Origin of the sequence: uncultured Rothia sp. (assembly GCF_916049665.1) — a bacterium.
In the GTDB taxonomy this organism is placed as follows: domain Bacteria; phylum Actinomycetota; class Actinomycetes; order Actinomycetales; family Micrococcaceae; genus Rothia.
Window position 1 is genome coordinate 1 of the sequence record NZ_CAJZIE010000067.1, and the last position, 11456, is coordinate 11456.

At 57.6% G+C, this 11456-nt stretch carries 13 protein-coding genes, 1 other RNA gene and 1 pseudogene; all 15 read right to left on the reverse strand.

Annotated elements, in window-relative coordinates; all coding sequences use genetic code 11:
* Nucleotides 1-390 precede the first annotated feature (390 nt).
* Nucleotides 391-570 (reverse strand): hypothetical protein, encoded by a 180-nt coding sequence (locus tag QZ540_RS07005; RefSeq protein ID WP_294628730.1) that lies wholly within the window; start codon nt 568-570, stop codon nt 391-393.
* A 234-nt stretch (nt 571-804) separates the two neighbouring features.
* Nucleotides 805-1177: a transfer-messenger RNA gene (gene ssrA / locus QZ540_RS07010) on the reverse strand.
* 290 nt (nt 1178-1467) lie between these two features.
* Entirely contained in the window at nt 1468-2355 is an 888-nt protein-coding gene (locus QZ540_RS07015) for a DUF4190 domain-containing protein (RefSeq protein WP_294628732.1), read from the reverse strand.
* Between the two features lie 238 nt (nt 2356-2593).
* A complete protein-coding gene (locus QZ540_RS07020; protein ID WP_294628734.1) occupies nt 2594-3058 on the reverse strand; it encodes a DUF4190 domain-containing protein in 465 nt (154 codons plus the stop codon).
* A 129-nt stretch (nt 3059-3187) separates the two neighbouring features.
* Nucleotides 3188-3682 (reverse strand): SsrA-binding protein SmpB, encoded by a 495-nt coding sequence (smpB, locus tag QZ540_RS07025; RefSeq protein WP_005505423.1) that lies wholly within the window; start codon nt 3680-3682, stop codon nt 3188-3190.
* 19 nt (nt 3683-3701) lie between these two features.
* On the reverse strand, nt 3702-4829 hold the full coding sequence (gene prfB / locus QZ540_RS07030; protein ID WP_005508590.1) for a peptide chain release factor 2: 1128 nt from the start codon (nt 4827-4829) through the stop codon (nt 3702-3704).
* Nucleotides 4830-5046: 217 nt separating this feature from the next.
* Nucleotides 5047-5616: a pilus assembly protein TadG-related protein gene (locus tag QZ540_RS07035; RefSeq protein ID WP_294628737.1), complete on the reverse strand. Its 570-nt coding sequence runs from the start codon at nt 5614-5616 to the stop codon at nt 5047-5049.
* Complete coding sequence (locus QZ540_RS07040; RefSeq protein WP_294628739.1) at nt 5579-6085, reverse strand: pilus assembly protein TadE; 507 nt, start codon at nt 6083-6085, stop codon at nt 5579-5581. Before QZ540_RS07040 ends, QZ540_RS07035 begins: the two co-directional genes overlap by 38 nt.
* Entirely contained in the window at nt 6051-6506 is a 456-nt protein-coding gene (locus QZ540_RS07045) for a TadE family protein (RefSeq protein WP_294628741.1), read from the reverse strand. The genes QZ540_RS07040 and QZ540_RS07045 overlap by 35 nt, the downstream gene beginning before the upstream one ends.
* Nucleotides 6506-6733 carry a hypothetical protein gene (locus QZ540_RS07050; protein WP_070676030.1) on the reverse strand — a complete coding sequence of 76 codons (228 nt, stop codon included), beginning with the start codon at nt 6731-6733 and terminating at the stop codon, nt 6506-6508. The genes QZ540_RS07045 and QZ540_RS07050 overlap by 1 nt, the downstream gene beginning before the upstream one ends.
* A 106-nt stretch (nt 6734-6839) precedes the next feature.
* Nucleotides 6840-7772: a type II secretion system F family protein gene (locus QZ540_RS07055; protein WP_294628743.1), complete on the reverse strand. Its 933-nt coding sequence runs from the start codon at nt 7770-7772 to the stop codon at nt 6840-6842.
* Nucleotides 7769-8623: a type II secretion system F family protein gene (locus tag QZ540_RS07060; RefSeq protein ID WP_294628745.1), complete on the reverse strand. Its 855-nt coding sequence runs from the start codon at nt 8621-8623 to the stop codon at nt 7769-7771. Before QZ540_RS07060 ends, QZ540_RS07055 begins: the two co-directional genes overlap by 4 nt.
* Entirely contained in the window at nt 8623-9885 is a 1263-nt protein-coding gene (locus QZ540_RS07065; RefSeq protein ID WP_294628747.1) for a CpaF family protein, read from the reverse strand. Before QZ540_RS07065 ends, QZ540_RS07060 begins: the two co-directional genes overlap by 1 nt.
* A gap of 439 nt (nt 9886-10324) precedes the next feature.
* Nucleotides 10325-11098 carry an ABC transporter ATP-binding protein gene (locus QZ540_RS07070; protein ID WP_049337844.1) on the reverse strand — a complete coding sequence of 258 codons (774 nt, stop codon included), beginning with the start codon at nt 11096-11098 and terminating at the stop codon, nt 10325-10327.
* A gap of 4 nt (nt 11099-11102) precedes the next feature.
* A pseudogene (locus QZ540_RS07075) lies at nt 11103-11456 on the reverse strand (ABC transporter permease); the annotation flags it as partial.

The following is an 11456-nucleotide window of genomic DNA, read 5'->3' on the forward strand; positions in this document are numbered from 1 at the left end:
AAAAGACCTCCTGAAATTGCACCTAGAATTGATACTGGATCGAAGAACTCCCAATCTCTGGCAATTGAGATAACCACCCAGAATATCGGAACAATAGTGAGAAGAAATCCTAGTGTAAATATATTCTTCGCACGCATTTGACCTCTCCCAGATTAAAGAGCGCAGGACATTGCTGCAACAGCTAGCGCAGCGGCAATTAGTGCCGGACCTCCAAGGGCTTTTCCAAAACCACCAACGAATGCTGGCCCTAAAGCTCTTGCAATCGTGGAAGTAGCTAACCCCACATAAGCTTTATGGTGAATGCATTCCCACGTCACATAGTGACGTATCTTACATCACTACTCAGCACTCTATCAGAGAGTCTCGTCAGATGTAACGCGTAAATCGACATTACATGAAAAACATGCATCTTCTGTCAAACATGCTCTCAGTGGCGGGTCCGCTGCCGCATCTAATCGCGCGGTCGAGGCCCATGATGGTAGCCACCACGCCGTCGATCTTCTCGGCGGATTTTTCTTTGTCGGGTTTGATGTTCCCGACAGGGTCGGTGCGGATGAAAATGTTGTCCATCTAAACCTTTCGACGCCAGCCCATACTTTTTGACGTTAGCCCAAACCTTTTGAGGCCCAACCCACGAGCACACAGGTACACCCCGTACGGACCCGAAAATTGGGCATAAAAATACCCGGCAGGTGACGCCGTGGGGCGTCCTGCCGGGTGGTAGAAACCTACCGCGGTTCATCCTCTGGATTGGAACCGATTATCACCGCCGCGACCCTAACGGGTCAGCGGGCGGTTGGGAGATCGTGGAGATGCGGGGAATCGAACCCCGGTCCGATGTGGCGTCAACGGGGCTTCTCCGTGCGCAGTTTATGCGAACGCTACTTTTCGGCTCCGGTACTTGCATAAACACATATACCGACGAACCTAGTCACGTAAAAGTCCCGCCAGCCCCCGCAACAAGGGCTAGCAGCAGTGGCCTTTTAAGTCGATGCCGGTAACTGAGCCAAAGGCATGCTCAGGCCGACAGACGGCAACTCGCGCTTAGGCAGCGAGTGCGAAGTCAGTGCGCTTAGATTCTGCACTTAATTTTTTGCAGAGGGCGTTAACGAGATAACCCTGCATCCTCGGCACGCTTCACCCATCTCAACTCACATCGTCGAAACCGATCATCCCCCTATGCTTTTATCAAAAAGCCCACCGTCTTCTGAAAGTTTTCCTCGACATACCTTGACGCCGTGGTGCCATTCAAACACGGTAGAGATTCAGTATATCTAAGATGTTTAACGGCATGCAAGTCCCCTCCCCCACACACACGGGGCACGCTCACTGACAGAGAACACCAGCTAAGAACAGACGCGGAGGGCACGGCGAGCGCAGAAAATCACGGGCACAGCAAACGGGGTGAGGCGTCCCAACATATCTGGGAGCCCCACCCCGTCGCGTACCGCATTAGGCGGCTAAAACTTAGCGGTGAGCCGGAACAGTCATGCGGTTGTTCGGGTTGTCACCAACCTGGCAGACCACGTTACCGTGGCCGTCATCGGTGCCCACCTCAAGGCACTTCTCAGCAGTCTGAGCAACAGAAATGTACACGAAGAGCATGCACAGCGAGAACAGGACAGCCACCGCGCCGGTTACGATACCGGTAATCGCGAAGCCCTTACCCGCGCCAGCCTCCTTGACCTTCTTCAGGGACAGGGCGCCCAGAATAATCGCAGCGATACCCAGCAGCACACCAATTACGAAGAAACCGGTCACAACGCCCACAATACCCAGAATCATCGCAGCCAGCGCCATGCCGGGAGCCTTCTTCACAATGGGAGCCGCATACGGGTAACCCGCGGGCTGACCGTAACCGTACGCATCCTGCTGGGGCTGCTGCTGGTAAGAGTTCTGCTGGTAGTTGTAGTCAGCAGGCTGAGCCTGGTACGAGGCTTCCTGGCCATAACCGTACTGGTTCTGCTGAGCGGGCTGCGCCTGGTAGGAAGCATCCTGACCGTAGCCGTACTGCTGCTGAGCCTGACCGTAAGCATTCTGTGCGGAAGCACCCTGGGCGGAGGTACCCTGAGCAGCGTTCTGGCCGTAAGCATTCTGCGAAGTGGGCTGGGCGCCGAACTGGCCGTACTGGTTCTGCTGTGCAGAGTTCTGCTGAGCGGCGTTCTGCTGCTGAGTCTGGCCGTAGGTGTTCTGAGCGGATGCGCTCTGACCGTAATCCTGGCCGTAGGTGTTCTGGGCCGAAGGAGCCTGGCCGTAATCCTGACCGTAGGAGCTCTGGGCGGAAGAATTAGGCTGCTGAGCAGCGTAGGGGTTCTGGGCGTTCCCCTGGTTGTTTCCGTAGTTATTCTCAGACATCCGTCGTTCTTTCCTTCACAGTTGCAGCGAACAATTTATACTCGCCCAACGCACCATTGCGCGCTGAGTTCGGTTCCATTATATAAATAAGCTGTCATCCGGGTCATCTGTGAAGTCCCAGATTTCAGAAACAGCGCCTAGAATCCACCAATCGGGCAGAATCAGCGCCGAAAAAGAGCAAGGGACCGAATAGTTCAACACTATTCGGTCCCTCAACGCTTCAAAGACTCAACGCGGCTTAGTGGCGGACAGCTTCATATTCCTTAGGGCTCATCGTCATGGTTTCACCATGAATGGTGCACACATAGTTACCGCTCGAATCCTGCACCGCGTTCTCAGCGCACTCGCTGAGCATGCCAATGCCAATCAAGCCCAGAACCAGCACGACAGCAGCAACAATCATGCCCAGCGCACCGGTGACAATACCACCAATCGCCATGCCCTTACCGGAGGCAGTGCCGTTCTTCACCTTCACCAGGGCAACAATACCCAGAATCACGCCAACCAGACCCAGCACGCCACCGAAAATCAGCCAGCCAGACAGCAGACCAATAATACCCAGAATCAGCGAAGCAATCGCCAGAGCCGAGCTCGGGGTCGGCTGGTAGCCGGGGTAGCCGCCCTGCATGTTGTATGCGGGTGCCTGCTGCGGTGCGGGGATGAACTCGCCCGGGTTCTGCTGGTAGTTCGGGTTCTCAGACATACGTCTCCTCAAAAAAGTGAATGGTGCTCGCGGTACGCCACGAATTTTCAACCATTATACGCGAGGAACCGCACCCCGCCCCTACCGGCAGTCACCGGGGCAGCCGTGCATCCCGCCGTTGCCTCAGCCCTAACCGAGGTTGCGGTAACGCATCGCGCGGCGCGCCTCCAGGTCATCCTGACGCTCGCGCAGAGCCTGACGCTTATCGTACTCACGCTTACCGGTCGCCAGGGCAATCTCAACCTTCGCACGACCATTCGAGAAGTACAGCTTCAGAGGAACCACCGTGTAACCGGTCTCCTTCAGCTTCTGCGCCAACTTGTTAATCTCAGAACGATGCAGCAGCAGCTTACGGCGACGACGAGCCGCATGGTTCGTCCACGTGCCGTAACCGTACTCCGCAATATGAATACCCTCGAGCCACATCTCGTTATCGGTCACCTGGCAGAAACCATCCACAATGGATGCCCCACCATCACGCAGAGACTTCACCTCAGTACCCAGCAGAACAATGCCCGCCTCATAGGTATCCACAATGTTGTAGTTGTGGCGAGCCTTCTTATTCTGGGCAATAATCGCGTTATTCGGGTCCTTCTTCGCGTCTTTCTTCTTTTTCTGAGCCATCACTCAATCCTTATACGTCTTAGCTCTCTTCAGCCGCGCGCCCCGAAGCACGCCAGCGAATACCAGCATCAATAAAGGCGTTCAAACCGCCATCCAAAACATTAGAGGTATTACCCTCCTCATAGCCGGTACGCAGATCCTTCACCATCTGGTACGGATGCAGAACATAGGAACGCATCTGATCGCCCCAGCTTGCCTTAATATCACCGGCAAGCTCTTTCTTCTTCGCGTCCTCCTGCTCCTTACGCAACAGCAACAGGCGAGACTGCAGCACGCGCAAAGCCGCCGCGCGGTTCTGCAACTGCGACTTCTCATTCTGCATCGACACCACAATACCGGTCGGCAAGTGAGTCATACGCACCGCAGAGTCGGTCGTATTCACCGACTGACCACCCGGGCCCGAGGAGCGGAACACATCCACCTTAATCTCAGACTCGGGAATCTCAATAGCATCCGTCTGCTCAATCAGAGGAATCACCTCAACCGCCGCAAACGACGTCTGGCGGCGGCCCTGATTATCGAACGGCGAAATACGCACCAGGCGGTGCGTACCCGCCTCCACCGAAAGGCGACCAAAAGCGTACGGCGCATTCACCTCAAAGGTCACCGACTTCAAGCCCGCCTCCTCAGCGTAGGAGGTGTCCAGAACCTTCGTCGGGTAGCCGTTCTTCTCCGCCCAACGCAGGTACATGCGCAGCAGCATCTCCGCGAAATCAGCAGCATCCACGCCACCAGCGCCCGAACGAATCGTCACCACAGCCTCACGCTGATCGTACTCACCCGACAGCAGCACCAGCACCTCAAGCTCCTCCAGCTTGGCGCGAATCTCAGCGCACTCACGCTCAGCATCAGCGAGCAACTCGGCGGCAGTCTCCTCATCCTCAGCCTCGGCGAGCTCCACCATCACCTCAACATCATCAATGCGAGAAGACAGCGAACGCAGACGATTCAGTTCCGACTGCTTATACGACAGCGCGCTCGTCACCTTCTGCGCATTCTCCACGTCATCCCACAAATCGGGCGCGGCAGCCTGCGCAGACAGGTCCTCAATGGCGCGCTCAATCCCCTCAATATCGCTCACAGCAGCAATAGAGGTGAAAATCGCGCGAAGCTCTTTAATCTCAGCAGAAAAGTCGAAGGATGCCATAGCCTTTAACACTATCGCGAAACTGCCAGAAAGTCCCGCCGTTACAGCCCGCAACAGCCCACAGCGCAGAAGGATGATGCAGACAGAGGGCAGAAGCCGCCCAATGGAGACGTAAAGAAAGCATAAAACGAGGGCGCATCCGCTAGCCGTTACACTACCTTGCGGATGCACCCTCGCAGTCTATGGGGGCTCACAGCGCCTCTAGTCGCTGGACGGGTTAGTCGCTGGACGGACCCTGGCTCGTCTTCAAACGCGACGAACCGTGAGCGGTCACCTCGATACCATCAGGCACCAGAATCGACAGCAGCGGCGGACGAATACGAGCCGACAGGTACACGTGCACGCTCTGGTCAGAATCCACGGACACGTTATCCAGACGCAACGCCTGAAAATCCTGCCCCGGCTGAACCTCAGCCAGGTACGCACTCGCGTACTCCCACGCCGCCGAACCACTCGCCTCCTCCGGAGTGCGGATCGTGCGGGTAATCGAGTTCGCCTGAGCGTCAGCCATATCCTGCAGATGCTGAGTCTGCAGATACGCACCGGTAATCGCCACCGTCACCGAACCGATGAGCAGAAGCAACGCCAGCATGCCCACAATCAGCGGGGCAATGCTGCCCTCTTCCGAGTCTGAGGCGACCGGGTCTGAGGCGAGCGCCCGGCTCTGCACACGGGCACGAGCGTGGGCATACCGTTCCCGCAGAGCCGAGAACAGGTGAGCAGTCGGAAACAGGTGAGCCGGCGAACCATTAGGAATCAGCATGACCAGACCCCCAACTCGTCGCATGAGAACTCACCGGAATCACGCCGCCACCCATAAACGAAGGTAGCAGCGGCAGACGTGCCTGAACCGTCACTGTGGCGTACGCCTTCGTACCCGAGACGCACTCCCCCGACGAACAGCTCAACGACACGCTCACATCGGACGGATCAACCCCGTAATCCGCGGCGGCATGCGCCGCCAGACGCTTCGCCAGATCAGGGCCCACCGACGAATCCTGCGGCTGCTCCTGCACGTACAGCACCACCTGGGCACTCGCAGCATGAGCCGCCATCACAGAAGACTGCAGGCTAAAAATCGTCAGAATGCCGTAGAGCACCGGAATGAGCAGAGTAATACCCAAGCCCAGGAACTCCACAATGGCGCTACCCTCTTCAGGATTATGCCGATCAGACCGGTTCTTCAGACGAGCCTTCACACGTTGCCGAAGCGAAAAGCCACTAATCACCGGAACGATGCTCCGCATAAATCGCATGCCCCTTCACCTCAATAGAATCCGGAAAACCCCACGGACCCAGCACCGGCAACGGAGACTTCACCGTCACCTCCAAAGTGCGCACACCCGTAGAATCACTACTCTGACGGTACGAAATGTTCTCAGCGTACGAGGACGGAAGAACACCCTCAATCATCTGACGGGTACGCTCCATGCCCTCCTGCGGAGTGCGGTCACGCATCGTACCGTACCGTGCCCCAGCCGCCGCAGCATCCACCAACATGGTTCGTGCATACAGAGCGAAAGAAACCTGCAGAATCGCCATGGTCAGCAACACCAGCAGGGCACCAACCATGACGAATTCCGTGCTGGCGTCACCGCGCTCGCTCTCCTCCACAGAATGCTCCGCGGAGGAAAGCTCAGCGGCAGTCAGCTCAGAAGCGATGCGGGGCTTACGCATTACTGGTGAACCAGAGCGATTGCGTCGTTGAACATCTTGGTCAGAGCGGGCTGAGCAATCGCCAGGATAGCGGCAACCAGCACGGCGCTCATCATGGTGATCATGACCCAGCCGGGCACGTCGCCGCGCTCGGGGTCATCCTGCTTGTTCTTCAGGCGCAGAGCCAGCACGGATGCGACAGCCAGGGCAATCAGCACGGTGAGGGTGGTGCGGAAACGACGGAACATGATTTTCTCCTTATCAAAGGGTGTAGTGTGTGGTTGGTGCGGCACGCCGGGCAATCAGCCCAGCCCACCGCGGTGCAGCCGGTACGGTATGTACCCGCCGCAAAATCTAAAAGTTCAAACGCATGAGCGACAGGCCGGGGAATACCGCGAAAATCACCGTCAGCGGCAGGATGAAAAACACCACCGGGGCGAGCATCGCAATCTCTTTCTTACCGGCTGTTTCCATCAGCTCACGCTTAGCGTTATCGCGCACATCCTGGGCCTGCGCACGCAACACATCGGCTAGAGGGGTGCCGCGCTCAATCGCCACGGCAATACCCTCAACGAAGCGGCTCAGCGCCGGAACACGAGTACGCTCCGCAAACTCTTGCAGCGCGCTCAGCAGCGAAACGCCGGTGCGGGTCTGCGCCAAAATCTCTGAAAACTCGCGAGCCAACTCGCCGCGAGAGGTCAAACAGATACGCTCCAGAGCCGCCAGCGCCGATTCGCCAGCCGTCACAGACAGTGCCATCATCTCCGCCAGCGCCGGGAACTCAGCAACCAGCTGCTTCTCACGCTTAGTCACCGCCTCACCCAGCCACCAGTCACGCGCCAAAAAGCCGCTCAAACCGCTCACTAGCACCAGCACCAGAGCCACCAGGATGGAGAAACGCTCCTGCACCACGCCGATGACAGTCAAGGCACTCATAACGGTCACACCGGCAAGCGCCCACAGCAGCTGCTCAGCACGAAACGCGCTCACACTCTGCGAAGAACCCGCGCGGCGCAGACGCTCCTGCACCGAACTATCACTGAGCGACGAGCCGCTCAACGACGAAGACAGCGAACGCAGAAGCGGCGCGCAGAACGCCGAAATCGCCTCCAGCAGGCTCGGCTCACGACGCTCCTGCTCCTTCAACAGCGACTCACGCAAAGTCTCACCTCGCAGCTGCGACGCCACACGATCAGAGAACGAAATACTGCGAGTATTGAGCACCGAGGAAAGAATCAGACCCACGCCGGTCGCCAACACCAGACCAAAAATCAGAGGCAGGTTCATCCGAAAACCCTCCGTTCACGCGGCAACTCACCAATACGCAGCATCAGACGGTACGCCGCCAAAGAAATAGCGGCACCGGCAATCATCAGCATCGCACCGGCAAACGAGTTATACACCATGCGTGCGGCAGGCTGAGTCGCCATCAGACACAGCACAAACCAGGGCGCCACGCAGGAGAGGCGAGCCGCATTCACAGTCCACGACTGACGAGCCAAAAGCTCCGAACGGGTACGCGCATTCTCACGCAGAAAATCACTCAGCGTGCCCAGCAGCTTACCCAGGTCCGAACCGCCCACCTCGCGGGCAATCTTCAACGCCTCAATGATGGTGTCCGCCACCGGGTCAGAGAGGTACTCCTTCAGGCGGTTCAGCGAGGGCACGAACTCACCCGAGGCGCGGTAATCACGCGAGAAATGGGCGAAAGCATCGCGCAGCTCTTCCGGGCCGCGATAGGAGAGCTGAATCAGCGCCTCCGGCAGGGACAGGCCCGCACGAATCGCAGAACGCAGGTGGTCCACCGCATCCGGCCACAGCTGCCAAATGCGGGCATCCGCCGCGCGGGCACGATGATTCACGACCACGCGGGGCGCCACAAAACCGCCAATCAGGCCCAGCAGACCCAACGGCAGTAGCTGAGTGACCATCAGCAACAGCACCGAGGCAGTCACGCCGCTGGCGACGCTCACCCACGTGAACGTGCGAGGCGTCAACGAATGCATGCCCGCCTTACGAAGAGCAATCACCAGCGCCGGGTCATTACTCGGCTTCGGCGGCTTGCCGTTATCAGGAAAGCAGGAGAGGTAAATCAGGCAGACGCCCAACCCCAAAATCAGGCTCAGAAAAAGAGGCATTACTGACCCGCCTTCGCCGCAGCCAGCACCTGCTCGGGGCGGTGACCGGCACGAACCCAACGGTCCGGGTTCGGTAGCTCCAACGCCACGCACACCATCCGGCCGTCACGGCGCACAAACAGCGGGGACATTTCAATCACACCGTCCTCAACGCGACCGCCCAGCATGCTGATCTCTTCGACCTGACGCTGACCGCGCGAATCGCGACCGCAATGCACCACAATGTCAAAGCAGGACGCCACGGTCGGCACCACGAACGCCGAGGAAATATTCTCGCCCGCCAGCAGCGGCAGAGTACAAATCTTGGTCACCGCGTCGCGTGCCGAGTTCGCGTGAATCGTGCACATACCCGGCAGGCCCGCGTTGAGCGCAATGAGCATGTCCAGGGATTCCGCCTCACGAACCTCACCAATGAGGATGCGGTCCGGGCGCATACGCAGAGCCTCCTTGACCAGGCGGCGCAGCTCAATCGCGCCGGTGCCCTCAAGGTTCGGCTGGCGGCACTGCAAACCCACCACATCGCGCAGCGGAACCGCGAGCTCAAAAATTTCTTCGCAGGTAATCACGCGCTCACGCGGCGGAATAGATGCGGACAGGCAGTTCAGCATCGTAGTCTTACCCGCCTGGGTTGCGCCCGAAACGAGGATGTTCATGCCGCTCTCTACCGCCGCGTGCAGCAGGGAGGCCGCACCGGCGCTCAGCGAGTTCATGCGCACCAGGTCGGGAAGACGGCGGGCACGCACCACGAACTTACGGATATTGATGCTCGTGTGCCTGCGGGTAATATCCGGAATCACCGCGTGCAGTCGGGAGCCGTCCGGCAGGGATGCATCAACGAACGGGGAGGAAAGGTCCACTCGACGGCCCGAAGGCTTGAGCATACGCTCCAGCAGGCTATTGATTGCCTCGGTGCTCAGGTGCAGGCCGGTCAGCTCGCTCTCGCCATTGCGGGCGATAAAGATTTCATCGGGAGAGTTGATCCAGATTTCTTCAACGCTCTCATCGTCCAGGAACGGCTGAATCACGCCGAAGCCGCAGATTTCGTCATGCAGGCGCTGGGCCACGGCGTCGCGGTCACCCAAATCGGGCAGGGAGATGCGGGTACGCCGCTGCTCGTAATCGTTCAGGTGCTCGTCAATGAGCCCGCGCACCGCGTGCTGGTCCTCATGCGGGTCCAGGCTGCGGTGGCGCATTGCCTCACGGATATTTTCCTCGAGCAGAGTAAGATGCTCCGCCCGGGTATCCAGTACGGTGTTCTCCATTGAAGTGATCCGATGCTGTGTGGTGTGGTTGTGTGGAATACGGTGAAGCATTGATACATCAATGCCACCATCACCCTAGCGTCAAAGCATCAAATTTATCAAAATGTAATAAAACGCCCCTTAATATTTACGAGTATAGTATTTGAGTATTTTTGGTGCACAGAATCGCACATATCGTTACCTAACGTGCATCAAAATTCAAAACACCTAGTCAGCTGTGACTCACAGAACAGCCACACGCGCACCTCTCGAGCCGCCCACCATTGATCGCAGCCATGTTGCACTTGGTGCACACGTAACATTTCGTCTTAAAACACCCGCAGACGCCTCTCTTGAAGCACCGCATCTCCGTCTTGAAGCAGCAACATTCGGGCACAGTAAAGGGGCGTGCACTCCCCCATCGGGAATACACGCCCCATCACAAGCAATCATCTAGCGATTAGTCACCGCCGCGAATCACCTTCACGGCTTCCTTAATCGGACCGTCAAAACGCAGGTTACCGTGCTCCAGCACCACGCCGCGGTCACAAATCTTAGAAACCAAATCCAGGTCGTGGCTCACCACGGCAAGAGTCTTACCGGCAGAGCACAGCTCCTGAATCTTCGCAATACACTTCTTCTGGAAAGGCTCATCGCCCACCGCAAGGATCTCATCCACCAGGAAGATATCCGGGTTCGTGTGAACCGCAACCGAGAACGCCAGGCGCAGGTACATACCCGAAGAGTAGAATTTCACCTCGGTATCGATAAAGTCGTGAATCTCAGCGAAATCCACAATCGAATCGAAGGAAGCCTCAATCTCTTCCTTGGTCATACCCAAGATAGCGCCGTTGAGGTACACGTTATCGCGGCCGGTCAGATCCGGGTGGAAACCAGCGCCCACCTCAATCAGACCCGCAATATTGCCGCGAGTGAGAACCTCACCCTCATCAGCGCGCATCACGCCAGAAATCATCTTCAGTAGCGTAGACTTACCCGAGCCATTCAGACCCAGCAGAGCCACACGCTCACCCTGACGAATATCCAGGCTCACGCCGTTGAGTGCATTGAACTTCTCCGAAAGATCACCCTTGCGGCCCTTAATCAGCCACACAAAAGCTTCCTTCATCGAACGGGTGTGGCGCAGAACGAAGCGCTTCACCAGGTTCTCCACGTGAATCACCACGGGAGCGTCCGGGCTCACCGGAGGGAACTCAAGCTTCTTAATATCCACAGAATCAGAGCTCCTGGGCGAAGTTGCCCTCAAACTTACGGAAGAGCAAATCACCAATCAAAACGGTCAGCAGAGAAATACCAATGGCAATCGGAGTCCAGAAGCTGAAGAGATGCGGAACCACCTGCGAAGCAGGAAGTGCCAAATCCTCAGGACGGAGCGTCGGATGCCAGAAGCCATAGTGGAACAGCTCCACCGCAACGGTCAACGGGTTCATCATGAACACGTTGAACACCCACGGGTACAGGGTGTCACGCACCATGGTCCAGGAGTACAGCACCGGGGCGAACCAGGTAGCCACCATCAGCAGCATGTCCACAATATTCTCCGAATCTCGGAAGAACACGTTAGCCACACC